The 19,942-nt window shown below is 41.7% G+C and carries 18 protein-coding genes; 1 reads left to right on the top strand and 17 read right to left on the bottom strand.

The genetic code is table 11. The features are described 5' to 3' along the window. The first annotated feature begins 38 nt into the window (after positions 1 to 38). Complete coding sequence (locus tag J8M01_RS03395) at positions 39 to 932, top strand: GGDEF domain-containing protein (RefSeq protein WP_210995530.1); 894 nt, start codon at positions 39 to 41, stop codon at positions 930 to 932. A gap of 51 nt (positions 933 to 983) precedes the next feature. Here J8M01_RS03395 and J8M01_RS03390 read toward each other — a convergent pair whose 3' ends face one another. The 17 genes from J8M01_RS03390 to pyrH all read right to left on the bottom strand — a co-directional run bounded on the left by J8M01_RS03390 (position 984) and on the right by pyrH (position 19,932). After that, positions 984 to 1,331: a hypothetical protein gene (locus tag J8M01_RS03390; protein WP_211056987.1), complete on the bottom strand. Its 348-nt coding sequence runs from the start codon at positions 1,329 to 1,331 to the stop codon at positions 984 to 986. After that, positions 1,321 to 2,643, bottom strand: coding sequence for a tRNA lysidine(34) synthetase TilS (gene tilS, locus J8M01_RS03385; RefSeq protein WP_211056986.1), 1,323 nt, complete (start codon positions 2,641 to 2,643; stop codon positions 1,321 to 1,323). Before tilS ends, J8M01_RS03390 begins: the two co-directional genes overlap by 11 nt. A 54-nt stretch (positions 2,644 to 2,697) precedes the next feature. Continuing rightward, on the bottom strand, positions 2,698 to 3,654 hold the full coding sequence (gene accA, locus J8M01_RS03380; RefSeq protein WP_192508258.1) for an acetyl-CoA carboxylase carboxyl transferase subunit alpha: 957 nt from the start codon (positions 3,652 to 3,654) through the stop codon (positions 2,698 to 2,700). Positions 3,655 to 3,673: 19 nt separating this feature from the next. Continuing rightward, a complete protein-coding gene (gene dnaE / locus J8M01_RS03375; RefSeq protein ID WP_211056985.1) occupies positions 3,674 to 7,162 on the bottom strand; it encodes a DNA polymerase III subunit alpha in 3,489 nt (1,162 codons plus the stop codon). A gap of 2 nt (positions 7,163 to 7,164) precedes the next feature. After that, entirely contained in the window at positions 7,165 to 7,758 is a 594-nt protein-coding gene (gene rnhB / locus J8M01_RS03370) for a ribonuclease HII (protein WP_192508260.1), read from the bottom strand. Next, positions 7,748 to 8,902, bottom strand: coding sequence for a lipid-A-disaccharide synthase (lpxB, locus tag J8M01_RS03365; RefSeq protein WP_210995589.1), 1,155 nt, complete (start codon positions 8,900 to 8,902; stop codon positions 7,748 to 7,750). Before lpxB ends, rnhB begins: the two co-directional genes overlap by 11 nt. 85 nt (positions 8,903 to 8,987) lie before the next feature. Next, complete coding sequence (lpxA, locus tag J8M01_RS03360; protein WP_192508261.1) at positions 8,988 to 9,758, bottom strand: acyl-ACP--UDP-N-acetylglucosamine O-acyltransferase; 771 nt, start codon at positions 9,756 to 9,758, stop codon at positions 8,988 to 8,990. A gap of 2 nt (positions 9,759 to 9,760) precedes the next feature. Next, complete coding sequence (gene fabZ / locus J8M01_RS03355; protein WP_192508262.1) at positions 9,761 to 10,213, bottom strand: 3-hydroxyacyl-ACP dehydratase FabZ; 453 nt, start codon at positions 10,211 to 10,213, stop codon at positions 9,761 to 9,763. Between the two features lie 13 nt (positions 10,214 to 10,226). After that, complete coding sequence (lpxD, locus tag J8M01_RS03350; RefSeq protein WP_211056984.1) at positions 10,227 to 11,267, bottom strand: UDP-3-O-(3-hydroxymyristoyl)glucosamine N-acyltransferase; 1,041 nt, start codon at positions 11,265 to 11,267, stop codon at positions 10,227 to 10,229. After that, on the bottom strand, positions 11,267 to 11,785 hold the full coding sequence (locus J8M01_RS03345) for an OmpH family outer membrane protein (RefSeq protein ID WP_210995523.1): 519 nt from the start codon (positions 11,783 to 11,785) through the stop codon (positions 11,267 to 11,269). Before J8M01_RS03345 ends, lpxD begins: the two co-directional genes overlap by 1 nt. Before the next feature lie 11 nt (positions 11,786 to 11,796). After that, positions 11,797 to 14,268, bottom strand: a complete 2,472-nt coding sequence (bamA, locus tag J8M01_RS03340) for an outer membrane protein assembly factor BamA (RefSeq protein ID WP_192508265.1) — start codon at positions 14,266 to 14,268, stop codon at positions 11,797 to 11,799. Positions 14,269 to 14,339: 71 nt separating this feature from the next. Beyond that, positions 14,340 to 15,692, bottom strand: a complete 1,353-nt coding sequence (gene rseP, locus J8M01_RS03335; protein ID WP_192508266.1) for a sigma E protease regulator RseP — start codon at positions 15,690 to 15,692, stop codon at positions 14,340 to 14,342. A 2-nt stretch (positions 15,693 to 15,694) separates the two neighbouring features. Next, positions 15,695 to 16,888: a 1-deoxy-D-xylulose-5-phosphate reductoisomerase gene (gene ispC, locus J8M01_RS03330; RefSeq protein WP_192508267.1), complete on the bottom strand. Its 1,194-nt coding sequence runs from the start codon at positions 16,886 to 16,888 to the stop codon at positions 15,695 to 15,697. After that, complete coding sequence (locus J8M01_RS03325) at positions 16,885 to 17,751, bottom strand: phosphatidate cytidylyltransferase (RefSeq protein ID WP_192508268.1); 867 nt, start codon at positions 17,749 to 17,751, stop codon at positions 16,885 to 16,887. Before J8M01_RS03325 ends, ispC begins: the two co-directional genes overlap by 4 nt. Before the next feature lie 11 nt (positions 17,752 to 17,762). Next, entirely contained in the window at positions 17,763 to 18,536 is a 774-nt protein-coding gene (locus J8M01_RS03320) for an isoprenyl transferase (protein WP_192508269.1), read from the bottom strand. Positions 18,537 to 18,613: 77 nt separating this feature from the next. Beyond that, positions 18,614 to 19,171, bottom strand: coding sequence for a ribosome recycling factor (gene frr / locus J8M01_RS03315; protein WP_010361626.1), 558 nt, complete (start codon positions 19,169 to 19,171; stop codon positions 18,614 to 18,616). Positions 19,172 to 19,194: 23 nt separating this feature from the next. After that, on the bottom strand, positions 19,195 to 19,932 hold the full coding sequence (gene pyrH / locus J8M01_RS03310) for a UMP kinase (protein WP_119862042.1): 738 nt from the start codon (positions 19,930 to 19,932) through the stop codon (positions 19,195 to 19,197). Positions 19,933 to 19,942: the final 10 nt, after the last annotated feature.

The following is a 19,942-nucleotide window of genomic DNA, read 5'->3' as shown; positions in this document are numbered from 1 at the left end:
CTTTATATTCCCCATCATTGTATTTAGGGGAATTATAAATGGAGAATGTCCATATTTTGACTCAGCGAATGCCCACGCGTGGCGACTATTTGCCGTTTAGTAACGAGCAATTCACTAGTCAGCCAGAGCCAACTCATCGCTTAGTTGAGCAGTTACAAACAACATTACAGCTCGACGAGCAGCTTACGTTGTTTGCCGACTATGCAAAACGTATTATTAAATTATCTGGCCTACAGTTCCACTCCTCCTTAGGCGTGGCGCAAATGAAAGATAGTGACAATCAATATACACCTTATACTTTTGATCTTGAGCTTAATGGTGAGCACTTAGGGCAACTCGTTTACTTTTGCCAGTATCAATTAAGCAGTAGTATTCAGAACAAATTGCGTCATTTACACAGTGCTCTACTTTACCCACTTCGCAATGCACTGATGTACAGCCGAGTTTTACAGCTAGCAACTAAAGATTCACTAACAGGGCTCAACAACCGCAGTCAATTTAATGACAATCTTGCACAAAAGTTAGAGCGTAGTCGGCGCCACCACCGTAGTTTTAGTTTAATGATATTAGATTTAGATAACTTTAAAGCAGTCAATGATATACATGGGCACAAAGCCGGTGATGATGTACTCATTGAGTTTGCCAATATTTTAAAGCAGTCAATTAGAGCAACTGACAGCGTGTATCGATTTGGTGGGGATGAATTTGCGGTGTTAATTGATGACCCTGAATTTCCTACTAATAAATTAATCGCAGAGCGTATTATGGCAACAGTGCAACGGTGTGGTCTGTTAGCAAATTTTGGTGTAACAACCAGTATTGGATTTACACTGGCTGCAAGCCATGATTGTGAAAACGTAATATTTTCACGAGCTGATAAAGGTTTATACAAAGCAAAAGCGGCGGGACGAAACTGCGCTCGCGCAGTTTGATAATCACTGGCTCAGCCCCCCTAGCTGAGCCTTTTCTCACTCACTTACCTATTATTTACTCAGTTTACTAACGTACATATGATAGAAAAATAACAGCAATGCCATACCAAAAAAGAAGCCATTTATTACCCAGGCTAACGCTATAAATGTCGGAAGTTCAGTGATGATGATCAGTACCAAAGGCGCCAACACGGCCATAATAAAAAAGATACCACCTTTACCATGCCAATAAGCCAACAGTGTCACACTGGTCAATTGACCGAGCAATACAGCATAAATGACATTGTTGATATTCATTGCTTGATTAAGGAATAACATCAAAAAAATAAGCCCTGTGAGTAATAATGCCCAAGGGGATTGCTTAGCCAATGAAGCGCCAATTTTCAGATTATCTATCACTGCGTTCTTCCCAATAAATTCCACACTCTTGCATTACGTGATCGTGGTTAAAATAATACCCAACCACTTGTACCAGCACATCGTTATAATAAATCAGTGGCACCAATGCACGCTGCCAAGTTGGCACTTTGGCATCTTTCAACCAATGCTTAACCGTGTTTCGTCCGGGTTTAAATTGCGGTTTTATTTTATCGTTTAAACATCCAAACCTAATCGACACAACTTCATCAGGGTGTGGCGCTCGAACCCCTTTTCCTTGCTTTACACATAAAACATAGCCGGTCTCAAACATCACAGTACCTAGGCCGACATTGCTTTTTTCAATTGGCTTATCTTGGGTGACGACCCAATACAGCAGGCCTCTGTAGCGTTTGATTGAACCCGACTTTAAATCAATACTTAATTGCGCATCTATTTTACTCGTTAAGCTTTGTACTAGAATCTGTTCAAGCTGCACCAATGACGGCATTGCCACATTATGCAGTGCTAACCACGCTCTGACGACGTTCTTTTGCCTTAACGGTGAAAGGTTCGCTAATTTTGCTAAATCTACACATCGCGACTCTCTTTGATTACAGATACTAAGGGCCAAATCATCTTGCGTAATTTCATCAATAAGTTGCTGCTGTTGCTGCAATAATTGAATGCTTCTCAACGCACTAGGTAACAAACCTGAAAAACGTGTTTTTAATTGGGGAATTATTCGGTTACGCAAGAAATTTCTATCAAAGTGATCATGCTTATTTGATTCATCCTCAATATGAGAGAGTGCATAGTGATCAGCAAATGCTTCTATGTCATCACGACTTACATGTAGTAAAGGTCGGATACACTCGCGTCCATTGGGTAACTGAGTACGCGCTCGCATCGCTCCTAACCCAAGTAAACCAGACCCTCGCTTTAATCGTAATAGAAAGGTTTCAAGTTGATCATCGCCATGCTGACCCAATACGATAAGTGCATCATCAGACGCCTGATTATGCAATGCTTTATAGCGTACATCGCGTGCCTGCGCTTCAACACTGTGCCGAGCTTTATGTTCAACATCAACATATTCATACTTAAATGGCACTTGTAACTGTTTGCATAGCCTGTCGCAAAAGTGTAGCCAATCGTCAGCATAGACTGATAAACCATGGTGAACATAAACCGCTTCTATGTCCACATTTGTTGTGTCTCTTAAAGCCACACATAGATGCAGCAATACAACTGAGTCAACGCCACCCGATAAAGCAACACATAATGTTTGCCGCGTTGGGTTTAGCTGATGTAGCGCAGTATTAAACTGCTTAAATAAAAAACTCGATTTCATAATATAGAACGCAAAAAAGCCGCTATTGCGGCTTTTTACGCTAATTCATCTTACTTAGCAATAACCGAAAGACATTAGCCTGTTATAACGTTGCTCCAACATTTCTTCTGTACTTAATGCCTGAAGATCTGTCAGGTCGCGTTTTAACTGCGCTTTCAAGTTTTTCGCCATCACATCATAATCACGATGCGCACCACCTAGAGGCTCATCTACAATGCTATTGATGAGATCTAATTCTTTAACGCGCGTAGCTGATACACCCATCGCTTCTGCAGCTAGTGGGGCTTTATCTGCACTTTTCCAAAGAATTGAAGCACACCCTTCTGGAGAAATAACCGAGTAAGTGCTGTATTGCAACATATTAACTCTGTCACCTACACCAATAGCTAAAGCGCCACCAGAACCACCCTCACCAATAACGGTACAAATAGTCGGTACTTTCAATGCAGCCATAACTTTTAAATTACGGGCAATTGCTTCACTTTGACCACGCTCTTCAGCTCCCACGCCAGGATAAGCGCCTGGAGTGTCAATGAAGGTAATTATTGGCATTTTAAAGCGCTCAGCCATTTCCATTAAACGTAAGGCTTTACGGTACCCTTCTGGCTTAGGCATACCAAAGTTACGCTTAATCTTCTCAGCAGTATCACGCCCTTTCTGTTGACCAATGATCATGACCGGCTGACCTTCAAAGCGTGCAACACCGCCTAAAATAGCAGGGTCATTCGCGAATGTTCTGTCACCAGCAAATTCATCAAATTCAGTGAAAATACGTTCAATGTAATCTCGAGTATAAGGACGAAGAGGATGACGTGCCAATTGAGAAACTTGCCAAGCACCTAAACCAGAAAAGATTTTTTCTGTTTGCTCAACATTTTTCTCTTTTAGTCGAGAAATTTCATCTTCTAAGCTCAGATCTAAACTACCTGAACGGCTCACATTTTGTAATTCTTTAATTTTTGCTTCCAATTCTGCAATTGGAAGCTCAAAGTCAAGATAATTGAGACTCATGCTCTAAACTACCTATTAATTAAAATTCTAGTTCTATTTCTTGCGCCGCCATTTGCGACAACCGAGTTATTAGGTCATCTGTAGGCGTCACACACCATTCGGTCCCAAGCGTTAGCTCTGCTAACGCATCTGGACGCTGGTACATAACTTTTATTGGACATGTACCAAATTTATAAGGTTCTAACACTTTTCGCAATTTATCGAAGAAGTTTTCGTCTATTTGCACCATATTTAGCGTCATTTTAATTGCTCTAATACGTTTTTCACGTGCTTGAGCTATGGTACAGACATCTCTGGCAGTCATTGTAATGCCACCAGAGAAGTTATCAAAGCTGACCTGTCCAGATATTACCAAGATTTGGTTAATTTGCAGCAATTCTTGGTATGTTTCAAACTGTTCAGGGAATAAGCGTACATCAATTCGGGCACTTTTGTCATCTAAAGTTATTAACCCCCAGCGATTCCCTTTTTTATTTATTAACGTACGCGCATTAATCACTAAACCAGCAGCTGTTGACTGCACATCTCTATTCGTTGGCTGCAAATCAACTAATTTACCCGATGTATAGTGCCTCAATTCTCGTCGATATTGGTTTATAGGATGGCCCGTTAAATAAAGCCCTAACGTTTCCTTCTCCCCATCTAACCACTCATTGTCAGTCAGAGGCCTTGCCAGTACAAAGGCTTGCTCAACTTCTTCCGGTTCTACAGCCAACAATCCAAATAAGTCAGACTGACCAATCGCTTCTGCTTTATGGTGTTGCTCCGCAGACTTCATGGCATCTTTTACGCTAGCAAGTAACGTTGCTCTTCCTGCTTGTGTGCCATCTGGCCCTAATTTATCCAATGCACCGGCATAAATCAGCTTTTCTAGTACACGTTTATTTAACCGCTTTAAATCGACACGTGCGCAAAAGTCGAATAGATCTTTGAATTCACCACCTTGTGCTCGACACTCCAAGATGGTGTCTACTGGTGCTTCACCAACGCCTTTAATAGCACCAATACCATAGACGATCTCACCTTTTAAATTTACAGTAAATTTATATTCACCAGCGTTTACATCTGGTGGTAACAAGGTCAACTTCATGTTTTCACATTCATCAACCAAAATAACAATCTTTTCGGTGTTATCCATATCTGCTGACATAACCGCAGCCATGAACTCAGCAGGAAAATGCGTTTTCATCCACAATGTTTGATAAGACACAAGTGCGTAAGCGGCCGAGTGAGATTTGTTAAAGCCATAACCTGCAAACTTCTCAACCAAGTCGAAGATTTTCATCGCCAACTCACCATCTACACCGTTATTGACTGAGCCTTCTTCAAATGTTGAACGCTGCTTGGCCATTTCTTCTGGTTTTTTCTTACCCATCGCGCGGCGTAACATATCGGCCCCACCAAGCGTGTAACCAGCCAACACCTGGGCGATTTGCATTACTTGTTCTTGGTACAAGATAATGCCATAGGTCGGCTCAAGAATAGGCTTTAAGCTCTCATGCTGCCACTGTACGTCGGGATAAGAAAGTTCTTCACGGCCATGCTTTCGGTCAATAAAGTTATCTACCATGCCCGACTGAAGTGGACCGGGTCGGAACAGCGCAACCAGTGCAATCATGTCTTCAAAGCAGTCAGGTTTCAGCCGTCGAACCAAGTCTTTCATACCGCGTGATTCTAACTGGAACACCGCTGTTGTTTCAGCGCGTAACAGCAGCTCAAAACTCTTACGGTCATCCAATGGAATAGCCGCAATATCTACATGCTCTTTGCCTTCTCGCGTAAGACGTTCATTGGCCATATCGAGCGCCCACTGCAAAATCGTCAGTGTTCTCAAGCCTAAGAAGTCAAATTTAACCAACCCGGCGGTTTCAACATCGTTCTTATCAAACTGAGTTACAGGAAACTTCCCTTCATCATCACAGTACAACGCAGCAAAGTCGGTTATTGTCGTCGGCGATATAACCACACCACCAGCGTGTTTCCCTGCATTTCGTGTACAACCTTCTAAAATTCGGCACATGTCAATGAGATCTTTTACTTCCTCATCGCTGTCATATACTTCAGGTAAGCGGGGCTCTACATCAAATGCTTTCGCAAGGGTCATGCCTGGATCACCAGGTACCAATTTAGATATGCGGTCAACAAAACCATACGGGTGGCCAAGCACCCTACCTACATCACGTATTACCGCTTTTGCGGCCATAGTACCAAACGTGATGATCTGAGACACCGCATCTCGGCCATACAACATGGCAACGTGGTCAATGACTTCATCTCGGCGGTCCATGCAAAAGTCGACATCGAAATCCGGCATTGATACACGTTCTGGGTTCAAGAACCGCTCGAAAAGTAGATCGAACTCAAGTGGGTCCAAATCGGTGATCTTCAAGGCATAAGCAACCAGCGAGCCCGCACCAGATCCGCGTCCAGGCCCTACTGGAATATTGTTATCTTTACTCCATTGAATAAACTCCATTACAATCAAAAAGTAACCCGGAAACCCCATCTGGTTTATAACGTCTAACTCTAATTGCAGTCGTTCATCATACTCAATGCGCTTTGATTGTCTGTCCTGTTCATCAGGAAATAAAAACAGTAACCGTTCTTCTAAGCCATCTCGGGAGACCTTAACCAAGAAATCGTCAATTTTGAGCTCCCCAGTTGGATAATCTGGGAGGAAATAAGTCCCCAGCTGAACGGTGACGTTACATCGTTTTGCTATTTCAACAGTATTTTGTAATGCCTCAGGAATATCACTAAACAACTCCTGCATTTGCTCTGCTGTTTTTAAATACTGCTCTTTAGAAAAACGTTTAGGCCTGCGTTTATCTTCCAGTGTATAACCGTCAAATATCGCCACACGAATCTCATGAGCATCAAAGTCTGCTTCATGAAGAAACACCACTTCATTCGTCGCTACAACAGGTAACCCTCGCGTAGTTGCAAGCTCCACAGCCGCATGCAAATAGGTTTCTTCATCGGCTCTACCTGTACGAATGAGTTCTAGATAGAAATTATCAGCAAAATGTTCTTCATAAAATTGCACCGTTTCATCTACGAGTTGGGGGTTACCTTTTAGGAGCGCTTTGCCTACATCGCCATCTTTACCTGCGGAGAGTAAAATCAATCCTTCTTTATGTGCAGCCAACCATTGCTTATCAACAACAGGACGGTGAAATACGTGGCCCCGTTGGTATGCTTCAGATATTAATAAGGTGAGGTTTTTGTATCCAGCATTGTCTTTGGCTAACACCACTAAGCGTGACGGTTCATCGGGAAACTGGTCGCTCTTAAGCCAAATATCAGCACCAACAATGGGTTTAATACCTGCGCCGTGCGTTGTGCCATAGAACCGTACTAAACCACAAAAGTTCATTTGGTCCGTAATCGCAATCGCAGGCAGCTCTAACTCTTGCGCTCTTGCAACAATAGGCTTCGTTTTTGCCAAACCATCAACCATTGAAAAGTCACTATGAACTCTTAAATGCACAAAATCAGGTACTGCCATCGTTATTCCTTACCTGCAATAATACGCTGAACAGGCTTAAAGGTTGTTCTATGATGCGGTGTTATGCCATGCGCTTCAAGCGCTGCAAAATGTGCCTTTGTCGGATACCCTTTATGTGCGGCAAAGCCAAATTCAGGGAATTCAGCGTCTAACTCCAACATTTCATTGTCGCGGGTGACCTTTGCCAAAATAGATGCAGCGCTGATTTCCGCCACTAAACTATCTCCTTTTACCACGCTCTGAGCAGCCATTGTTAATTTTGGTAAACGGTTACCATCAATAAAAACAAAATCTGGCTGAATCGCCAACCCTTCAACAGCACGACTCATCGCAAGCATGGTGGCATGTAAAATATTAAGCTCATCAATCTCTGCCACTGACGCACGCGCAACATAATAGCACAGCGCTTTTTCTTTAATTTCTTCCGCCAATGCAATACGTTTTTTCTCTGATAACTTCTTTGAGTCAGCTAAGCCATCAATAGGTTTATTCGGATCTAAGATCACAGCAGCGGTCACAACATCGCCAACCAGGGGGCCTCGACCAACTTCATCTACGCCGGCAATAAATTGTACATCTGGACGTTCAACTTGCATCTATTAACTCCGCTACGGCTTTTGCAGCCTGTTTACTTGCATCTAGCCTAATATTCTCATGTATCTCATAAAAGCGTGCAACGAGCGCTTCACTCTCACCTCTGAGCATTGGTAACAATGCATCAACTAACGCGTCTGCATTACATTCTTGCTGTAAAAACTCTGGTACCAATGGTGCATCTGCCAATAAATTTGGCAAAGAGAAGTACTTTATATTAAATGTAAAAAAGTGCTTAAATATCCAGTAACTTGATGGTTTAAACTTGTACCCTACTACCATTGGTTTTTTATATAGCATGGCTTCAAGTGTTGCCGTGCCTGACGCCAATAACACAGCATTTGCAGCCGACATTGCTTCGCTTGATTGCCCTTCTAATAACAAAGGCCGTAAGTTTGGCGCAACCTCTGCTAACACAGATTCAAATTGTGCTTTTCTTTTCGCGTTGACAAGCGGTACCACTACTTTTAACTCTGGCAGTTTATCTTTAAGTAGTTTGGCTGTTTCCAAATACGTGCTGCTTAATAAGCCAACCTCAGAACCTCTGCTGCCTGGTAGAAGGGCTAACACTAAGTCATCTTCAGCGAGGCCTAACTTAGCTCTGGCTGCGCTGGCATTCACTTTAAGTGGAATTTCGTCAGCAAGTGTATGTCCTACGAACGTACACGGTACATCATGTTTGTCGTAAAATGCCTTTTCAAATGGCAGTAATGATAAAACCAAATTAGTTGCTTCTGCTATCGTAAAAATGCGCTTTTGGCGCCATGCCCATACGGAAGGGCTCACATATTGTACTGTTTTTATACCCGCTTTTTTAAGTGGCTTTTCGACTCGTAAATTGAAGTCCGGTGCATCAATACCAATATAAACATCAGGCGGATTGTCAATAAAATGCTGAACAAGCTGTTTGCGTATTTTTAACAGCCGAGGTAGGCGCCCTAACACTTCAACCAATCCCATGACTGCCAGTTCTTCCATATCAAACAGTGTTTTACAGCCCGCTTGCTGCATTTTAGGTCCTGCAATACCCACAAACTCTGCATGAGGATAATGTTGCTTTAAAGCATGAATAAGACCTGCGCCCAATATATCGCCCGACAATTCGCCCGCTACAATACCTATGGTTAATTTATTTTTATTTATCATGTCTATTATCTGAGTTTGTATAAATAAAAACGCCATACAAATTAATCTGTATGGCGTTCATCAATAACGTTTTATCACGGCCGATTTAACGAATAATACCGCGATCTGATGTATCTAGAAAATCGATCATCTGTTGTACCGCTGGAAACTGCTTTGCATCTTCTTCAAGTGACAGTACTGCTTCTTCAAGGGTATAACCTTTGCGGTAAAAAGCTTTGTATGCACGACGCACCGCCATCACTTCATCACTATCAAAACCCCGACGTTTCATACCTTCGGTATTAATTGCCGCAGGTTTTGCCGGCGTACCTGTTGTGGTTACGAATGGGGGCACATCTTTGTTAACACCTGAGTACATACCAATAAATGCATGGGCTCCAATTTTACAAAATTGATGAACCCCTGTATTGCCTGCAAGAATAACCCAGTCACCGACATGAACATGCCCAGCCACACTAGCGCCATTAGCAAAGATAACATTACTGCCTATTACTGCATCATGTGCAACATGCGTATATGCCATAAATAAGTTATTACTACCAATTCGCGTAATACCTTGATCTTGAATTGTACCCCGGTGGATTGTCGCACACTCACGGATCACATTATTGTCTCCAATAATGAGCTGTGTTGGCTCATCCTTATACTTTTTGTCTTGGCAAGCTTCACCTACTGACGCAAACTGGAAAATATGATTGCCTGAGCCAATGGTTGAAGGTCCCTTAATAACAACATGCGACTCGATGATACAATTATCACCCAGTTCAACATCATGACCAACGTAACTATATGGACCAATGGTTACGTTGTTGCCTAATTTCGCACCCGATTCAATAATCGCAGTAGGATGGATCACTATTATAACTCTCTTCTCGCGCACATTAGCTCGGCACTGCATACCACTTTGCCGTCTACTTTTGCTTCACCGTGAAACTTCCAAATGTTACGGCGCTCTTTTACAAAATCGATATGCAAATGCATGGTATCACCAGGTAATACTGGTTGCTTAAAACGAGCATTATCGATCGCTGCAAATAAGTATAGTTCACTCTCGCTGCGATTTTCTACCGTTTTAAACCCGAGTAAACCAGTGGCTTGTGCCATTGCTTCTAAAATCATCACACCGGGGAAAATAGGTTGTCCAGGAAAATGACCAGTGAAAATAGGCTCGTTCACTGTTACATTTTTGATCGCATGTAGATATTCACCCGCTTTGTAGTCAATAACTTTATCAACCAATAACATTGGGTAACGATGAGGTAATAGCTTTAAAATTTCTTGTGTATCAAAGCTGTTTAATTCGTTTGCCAAAGTAGCATCCTTTTTATTCATCAATGTTTTTTAAGTGCTCAGTCAGTGTTTCTAACGACTTCAAACGCTGCTTGAACTCTGATAAATTACGAAAATGGGCAATATTTCGACGCCATTCTTTATTCGTTGAGTGCGGTATTCCAGATGAATAAACACCTGAATTAGTAATGGCTTTAGTAATCATTGTCATACCTGTAATGATAGCGCCATCGCAAATATCAATATGTCCATTGATCCCAACCAAGCCCGCGATTTGACAATGCTTACCGATTGTCACGCTTCCTGCTACAACCGTTGCACCTGCAATAGCTGTCCCTTCTCCAATTTCAACGTTGTGTGCAATTTGAATTAAATTATCCAAAATAACATTATCATGAATGATCGTATCATCTAATGCGCCACGGTCAATAACGGTATTCGCGCCAACTTCTACGTTATTACCAATATTCACAGCGCCGACTTGAGGAATTTTTATCCACTTACCAGCCTCATTCGCGTAACCAAAACCGTCACTACCGATTACACAGCCAGATTGAAATAAACAATTGTCACCTATGGTAACATCATGATAAACCGTCACATTGGCCCACAATTTAGTGTTATCACCAATGACTGTATTTTGGCCGACAAAACATCCTGGACCAATTTGGACATTCTTGCCTATGACAGATCCGGCTTCAATCACTGCATTCGCACCGATACTCACATCTTGGCTTAAATTCACACTGCCATGAATAACGGCTGATGAATGAATATTTGATGCAGACACAGGAGTAGTGTCCATCATTTGTGCCAAGTAAGCGTATGCAGTATAAGCATTTTTTACAACAATCTTATTGCCAGAAAAATACTCTGCATCATCTTCAGACACAATAACCGCACCAGCATTTGTGTCAGCCAGTTGGTTACGGTATTTCTTATTCGCTAAAAAAGCGATGTTTGTTGGGCCGGCTTTTTGTAATGTCGCGATTTTATCAATCTGATAATCACTATCACCGACTAGTGACGCACCTAAATGCGTCGCTAGTTGACCCAAAGTAAACTGTTTGGTCATTATTTTTTGCTTACCGCATCAACAATTTTGCTAGAAAGGTCTGTTACTTTATCAGGATTAAAGTAGATAGTGGTATCTTTTACTCTTACTTCGTCAAACTTTCCTTTTTTGGCAACGCTTTGAATCGTTTTGATAATAACGTCTTGTACTTTAGCAAGCTCTTGGCTTTGACGAGTTTTAATCTCTTGCTCTAATGGGCGACCTTTTTCAGCCAACACTTTTTGCATGCCTTGAATCTTGTCACGCAGTGTTGCCTTTTGCTCGTCACTCATCGTGGCACTTTCACGCTTAAACTTTTCAGCTTCAAAACGGATATCACCTTGAATTTTCTCAAGTTCTTGACGACGCTCTGCAAACTCTGTGAGTAACTGCTGCTCTATTTTAGCCATCTGTGGGATCTGCTTATAGACTTGTTGCATATCAACAATACCTACTTTATGTGCTAATGCACTCGCAGACGTACCCATCATTAGTGTGGCCATTAAAGCCATTGCTGTCGTTTTAAATAGTTTGTTCACAAATTTACTCCTTAGAATGTATTACTGATATTAAAGCTGATTGTTTTCGTTTCATCGTCTTCTTCTTTTCTTAACGGATGAGCAAAACTAATCAACATTGGCCCCATTGGTGAAATCCATTGAATAGATAAACCCGCTGAAACCCTAAATCTTGTTGGATCTGAATAATCAGACAATTTTTTATATTGATCTTCTGGCAAATGTAGGTATCTATCTACATCAAATTCTGTATCCCAAACATTCGCAGCATCAATAAATAAGCTCGTTCTTACTGAGTTGGTGTTATCTTCATCTAAGAACGGTGTCGGTACTATCAATTCCGCACCTGCAATTGCTTTTGCATTGCCACCGATACGGCCACCAAATTGAAGTCTATCAAATTCAGGGTTTCCGCCAATACTGCCCGTCGATGTACCATCTGGTAATATCGAGCCAGGGATCGATGTTGGAATGCGTTGAATCGCTTGCGGTAAAATTGTATTTCTATCAAATCCACGCAATTCCATTTCTGTTATGCGAAAGAATTCTTGGAAAGGTAGAATCTGTTCAAAGCCATTCGTTTCGCCATAACCGTTACCGTAACCAAGGGCCGCTCTCGCTGAAAATACCCAGCGATGATCGTTACTTATTGGCCAATAGAAACGTGAATCATAATTCAATTTAAAATAATTCAGATCTGAATTCGGTGTTGTTGCTGTCAACTTCAACGTTTGACGGGAACCATCGGTAGGGAACATACCACGGTTAACTGTCACTCGAGACCAACCTAAACTCAGCTCGTACTTAGTGAAGTCAAAATCAGCTTCAGGGTTTTCGGGATCAAGGAAACTCAAACGTAAAATACGTGTTTGCTCATAATCAGCAATATCTGATAATGACTCTTCAATCCAACGGCCACCAAAGTTAATTCTATTTACTGCGTCAATAGGGAAACCAAAGCTCGTACCTAAACCATAACTACGTGACTTGTACTCAACTAAGCTGAATTTACTCGCATCGTAATTACTAAAGAAAATACTACTGCCTTGAGATACACCATCTGGGGTAAAATACGGGTTTGTATACGACACACTATATCGGTCAGAACCTTTTGCTGTACTCACATTAAAAGCAACTTGGTTACCCGTACCTAAAAAGTTGGATTCACTGACACCGACATTAAATTGCATTCCTGCATATGAGCCATATGCAACACCGGCCTGAAAACTACCTGCAGGTTGCTCTTTTACATCAAAGTCTACGTCAACTTGGTCGTCAATTCCTGTAATTGGTTTAACTTCAAATTCAACACTTTCCATATAAGGTAAGCGCTGTATTTGTAACTTAGAACGTTCAAGACTTTGATTGGACAACCACGCCCCTTCAAGTTGCGTCATTTCTCGACGTACCACTTCATCAGCGGTCACCTGGTTACCATTGACCATGATACGGCGAACATACACACGTTTACCGGGATTAACCGATAAAGTGAGTTTCACTTCTTTATTCTCATCATCAACTTCTGGAATGGTACGAACTTCAGCATTGGCATAACCAAACCGTGCTAGATAGCTTTTAATAAACTCTTCAGATGAAGTAACGATTGAACCATTATAAAGCTCACCAGCGCGTAATGGGATCACACTTTTAATCAGCTCTTCTCTTCCCAATAAATCACCGATGAAGTCAAAACTTTTAACTGAATACTTTTCACCCTCAGTCAAATTAGCCGTAACATAAACTGACTCACGCTCTGGACTTACCGATACTTGTGTTGAGTCAATATTAAAACGAAAATACCCTCGGTCTAAATAATAGCTACGGATTTTTTCTAAATCGCCTTCAATCGTTTGCTTTTGATAGCGGTCATTCGACATGAATTTCCACCAAGGTAAATCTTGTTGAGAATCGGCAAGCTTTAACAACTCTTCATCAGAAAATAACTCATTACCTACCAGATTGATTTGTCGAACAGAGGCTGCATCACCTTCGTCAAATTCAAGCATTAATCGCACACGGTTTCGAGGTAAATCAACAATATTGACTTCAAGTTTCGCATTGTATTTACCAATACTATGAAAGAACTCGATAAGCCCTTTTTCAATATTGTCTAATACTGTTTTATCTAAAGGCTCACCCGCTCGAATATCCTGACCTTCTAGGCTTTCATTTAACTGCTCGTCTTTGATGTCTTTGTTTCCATCAAACTCAATTGAAGCAATCGTGGGTCTTTCACGAACTTTGAAAATAACCTGGTTACCATCACGTAATGCAGCGATGTCATCAAAGTGACCCGACTTATAGAGCGCTTTTATGGTACGTGAAATCGTGTAGTCATCTACAGAATCACCAACATTAATTGGAATATGCGTAAGTGCTGCTCCCAAAGCTACGCGCTGTAGCCCTTCAACCTTTAAGTCTTCTACGATAAAGGTATTTTGCCCAAGTGCGGCAAAACTTGCGCCCAGTAAACTGGTAACTGCGAGATGTTTTTTTATAGGCATTTTATTATCTTTATCCTTTACAACAATTAGCGTCATAACGCTGTGACGGGTGTTGTATACACCAATTCGAGCTACAGTCTCGATACATCATTTAATAAAGCAAAACATGTTAGAGCGATTAATAACAAGGCACCAACCTTAAACCCTAACTCTTGTGTCTTTTCAGAGACTGGTTTTTTACGGATTAGTTCAATTATGTAATACATTAAGTGCCCACCATCCAAGACTGGTAGAGGTAATAAGTTAAAAACACCTAAATTAACACTAATCAAAGCTAAAAAGCTCAAAAAGGCAACTATGCCATAGCTCACGCTATTTCCAGCGCCAACGGCAATTCCGACAGGCCCGCTTAAGTTTTTTACTGATACTTGACCTGTGATTAAGTTGCCAATCATATCAAAACTCAGACTGATAAGCTCATACGTCTTTTTTATGCCCAGCACCATACTATCCAAAGGACCGTACTGTCTAGTTTCAATATATCCGTTAGGCCACTTTTCTAACTGAGGCACAACTCCTAAGTACCCGATAGAGCGCCCATCGCTCATCTGTTTCGCTTCAGGAATAACCGTAAGCAATTGCACATTACTTGCTCGACGAATAGAAAAACGCAAAGGTTGTTTGGCCGAGACTTTTATTTTATCAACTAAGGACTGCCAATCAACGACGTCAATTTCATTAATCGATACAATCGTATCCCCCACTTTAAGACCTGCTTTATCCGCTGCCGAACCAGTTTGAATATGGCCTAAAGTTAATGTTAATGCAGGTCTAAAAGGCTCAATACCAATAGACTGAAGTGGAGCTTCGTCTTGTTTATCAAGCTTCCAGCCATTAAGCGCAATCGTTCGTAACTGAATTTTATTCTCTGCGTCTTGTACTTTAACCTGTACTTCTTGTTCACCTAAATGACTCATTAAGCCAAAAGTAACCTCTTGCCATGAAGAGACTGCCTTATCACCCAACTGCAAAATATGGTCGCCAGGTAGAAAGTTTGCCGTTGCTGCCCGACTATGTTCTGCAACCCCGCCAACAACCGGTTTTACATTCTGCACCCCAATCATATACATCACGGCAAGCGCAAAAATAGCGAATAAAAAGTTTGCAATGGGGCCTGCTGAAACGATGGCTATCTTAGATAAAACAGGCTTACTATCGAAAGCCAAATGCTGCTTATCAGCAGGTACAGTATCAACTCGTGCATCAAGCATTTTGACGTAACCGCCAAGCGGTATCAAAGCAATAACATACTCAGTACCTAACTTATCATGCCATTTGAATAATGGTTTTCCAAAGCCAATTGAAAAGCGCAAAACCTCCACACCGGCTTTGCGTGCAACCCAAAAATGACCATACTCATGCACGGTTACTAAAATACCCAATGCTAAAATAAATGAGCCTAAGTTCCAGAAAAATTCAAACATAATTATCTCAATTCACTAATACATTGTTTTGCCAGTAACCTAGCTTGAGCATCCTGAGCCATAATTTCCTGTACCGAATTTAATGAGGTTAATGTCGATTTAGCAAGCACCTCAGCATTTACTCTATAGATATCACAAAAGCCGATCTGCTGAGCCAAAAACGCAGCGACAGCAATTTCATTTGCAGCATTAATCGTTGTCGTTGCGGCCTGCCCGGACTTACACGCATCCATTGCCAATGCCAAGTTTGGATAGCGCTCAAAATCTGGTTTTGTAAAGGTAAAGTTTGCTATGCTAGAAAAATCAAGAGGCTGTACACCTGCATCAATCCGTTCTGGATAAGCCAAACCGTAAGCTATGGGGGTTCTCATATCAGGTTGGCCCATCTGAGCGATGACAGAGCCATCTTTATATTGCACCATAGAATGGATCATACTTTGCGGATGAATGACCACTTCGATATCTTCAGCTGTACAATTAAAAAGCCACTTGGCTTCAATAAACTCAAGTCCTTTATTCATCATTGTTGCTGAATCTACTGAGATTTTTTGGCCCATAGACCAGTTTGGATGTGCAACAGCTTCACTCACTGTCACACTCGGGAGTGTGGCTAAGTCTCGCGTCAAAAACGGACCACCTGACCCAGTTAGCAAAATTTTACTGATCCCTTGATGGTGTATACCTAAATCAGTATTGCGTTGAAACGCCTGTGGCAAACATTGATAAATTGCATTGTGCTCACTATCTATAGGCAATAAAGTGGCACCGTGTCGTGCTACTTTGTCCATAAATAACTGGCCAGACATCACTAGCGACTCTTTATTTGCTAACAACACCTTTTTACCAGCTTCAACGGCTGCAAGCGTCGGTAACAACCCAGCTGCACCAACAATTGCTGACATAACTGTATTTACATTGTTATGGGCAGCCACATCACACATAGCTTGAGTGCCGCTCAAAACTTTAACCGAGGTATGTTTTAAAGCATCTTTAAGCTGCTTAGCCGCTCTTTCACAGTGCATCACTGCATACTGGGGATGGTGTGTAACACACAATGACGTCATTTTAGCCACATTTGTACCTGCGGCTAATGCAAAAATCGTATACTCATCTTTATTTCTTTCAATAACATCAATTGTAGAAAGTCCGATCGAGCCTGTCGCTCCCAGTATTACAACATTGTTTTTCATACTCATAGAGTAACAATCCAAGCGTAACATAAAGCGAAGATGGGCGCTGCCGCAGTCAAACTATCTATTCGGTCGAGTATGCCACCATGCCCAGGTAAAATAGATCCTGAATCTTTTAAACCAGCTTCGCGCTTAAACATGCTCTCGAGCAAATCTCCAATCGCAGAAAATAGCGCGACACCGATTGTGAGCCCTGAATATAATAGCCATTGGTGTGATTCAACTTCTGCAAAATAACAAAAAAGCAAAACAAATATCACAGAAGTTACAACCCCGCCAAGCAAACCTTCAATGGTTTTATTGGGGCTCACTTTGGGCATTAATTTGCGCTTACCGAAATTTTTACCCGCAAAGTATGCACCGATATCCGCACTCCATACAATACCAAGTACCACCATTATGAGAGTTGACCCATATTGTTGAGACTGTTCATACTCTGCACTGCGCATCACATTAAGCGCTAACCAAAGCGGAATGAGCGTTAATATGCCTGCAATGGCACGCATAATTATGCCCTCATTCCACGCTCTGCTCATTGAAGGGTACTTAAAAACCAAAAACGTTGCGACCAGCCACCAGGCAAAAGCCAGGGTAAATATATAATTTGCATCGGCAACTAACTTACCCTGTTGCCATAAGGACTCTATCGGCCAATGGGTATGCAATATGGAAATGATGATGCCCATCAATGCAACAACTGACAAACGCTGACGCACTCTCCCGAGCCCCATAAAAGCAGACCACTCCCAAGCACCTAGCAGTACGATAGCTGCTGCGATAAAACTAAATAAAGCTAATGGTGTATAAAAAACCAAAAGCAAAGCCAGCGGCGCAAGAACCACTGAAGTTATAATACGTTGTTTAAGCAAATTAATTACCTTTAACTTGTTACTTTTGACACTGCGAGTAATTCTTTTATTTGATCGCCTGTGCAGCCAAAGCGTCGCTCTCTAGATACATAACATGCAATGGCCTCTGCAAACGCCTCTTCATTAAAGTCAGGCCAAAGTGTATCTGTGAAATAGAGTTCAGCATACGCTGCTTGCCAAAGCAAAAAATTACTAATACGACAATCACCACCAGTTCGTATTAATAAGTCTAATTCACTTTGATGTGCCATAGAAAGATGGTTAGTTATTGCTTCTTCCGTGATATCACTTGGCTGAATTTTTCCTTCACTAGCCTCAATAGCAAGTTTTTGTGCCGCTTGGGTAATATCCCAACGACCACCATAATTTGCAGCAATATTTAGCTGCAGGCCGGTATTATTCTCAGTTAACGCATGTGCTACTGCAACTCGTTCTTGTAACGAGTTCGGAAAACGAGAAATTTCACCAATAACATTCAATTTAACATTATTTTTATGAAGCTTTTTTACTTCTTTAGTTAACACAAATAGAAATAATTCCATCAGTGTACTGACTTCATCTTCTGGCCGACGCCAGTTCTCGCTACTAAATGCGAATAAAGTGAGAGACTCAATGTTAAGTTTCGAACAAAACTGTACTGCCGTACGAACCGCATCAACGCCCTTTTTATGGCCATATGTACGTGGGCGATTGCGAGATTGCGCCCATCGTCCGTTACCATCCATAATAATAGCGACGTGTTTTGGCAAAGATTGCTGCGAAATTGTGTCAGCGCTTAAACTCATAAATCCCGATTTCTATAAAAAAAAACGCCGCCTAGTATACCCTAGACAGCGTTGCAAAACTAATAATTTCGAACTGCTTAGATTTCCATCAACTCAGCTTCTTTTGCGCTCAATTGTGTATCCATTTCCTTAACAAACTTGTCTGTCAACTTCTGAACTTCATCTTCAGCTTGACGTGCTTCATCTTCAGAAATGTCTTTATCTTTTAATAAAGATTTAATATCACCATTGGCATCACGGCGAATATTACGGATAGCAACACGACCGCCTTCTACTTCACCACGCACTATTTTGATTAAGTCTTTACGGCGCTCTTCGGTTAGCGGAGGTAATGGTACGCGAATAATCGTGCCTGCAGACATAGGGTTTAAGCCCAAATCAGATGACATAATTGCTTTTTCAACAGCCTGAGCCAAAGACTTATCAAATACACTAATCGTCAATGTACGAGAGTCTTCTGTTGAGACGTTTGCAACTTGGTTTAGTGGTGTATCTGCACCATAATATGAAACCATGATACCGTCTAGCAATGCAGGGTGTGCACGGCCAGTACGAATTTTAGAAAGTTGGCTAGCTAGGGCTGCCACACTTTTTTGCATGCGCTCTTGCGCGTCTTTTTTAATATCGTTAATCACAATTCAATCCTAGTCTTGTTTGATTATTCAGAAGGTGCTGAAGAGATAAGAGTGCCCTCTTCTTCGCCCATAATGACACGTTTTAACGCGCCAGGTTTATTCATGTTAAATACGCTTAAAGGCATATTATGGTCACGTGCTAGCGTAAATGCCGCTAAGTCCATCACCTTTAATTCTTGATCAATGATCTCATTGTACGTCAAATGACGATACAAGGTTGCATCAGGGTTCTTAACTGGGTCATCGCTAAATACGCCATCAACTTTTGTCGCTTTAATCACAGTATCGGCTTCAATTTCAATACCTCGTAGACATGCAGCTGAATCAGTTGTGAAAAATGGATTACCCGTACCCGCTGAGAAAATAACAACTCGGCCAGACTTTAACAAGCTAATTGCTTCAGCCCAGTTGTACGCGTCACATACGCCGTTCAGTGGAATTGCCGACATTAAACGACAGTTTACAAACGCACGGTGCAGTGCATCACGCATAGCCAAACCGTTCATCACGGTTGCAAGCATACCCATGTGGTCGCCTACTACGCGGTTCATACCCGCTTCAGCCAATGAACCACCTCGTAAGAAGTTACCGCCCCCGATAACTAAACCCACTTCTACGTCGAGCTCTACTAATTCTTTTATTTCTTGTGCCATACGATCCAATACTTTTGGATCAATGCCAAAGCCTTCATCTCCCATTAAAGCTTCACCGCTTAGTTTGAGAAGAACGCGTCTAAAAACAGGTTTTCGATTGATAGTCATAGTTTCCGGG

This window comes from Pseudoalteromonas sp. MMG005 (assembly GCF_018101015.1).
Taxonomy (GTDB): domain Bacteria; phylum Pseudomonadota; class Gammaproteobacteria; order Enterobacterales; family Alteromonadaceae; genus Pseudoalteromonas; species Pseudoalteromonas aurantia.
This window is presented reverse-complemented; position numbering and strand designations above follow the sequence as displayed.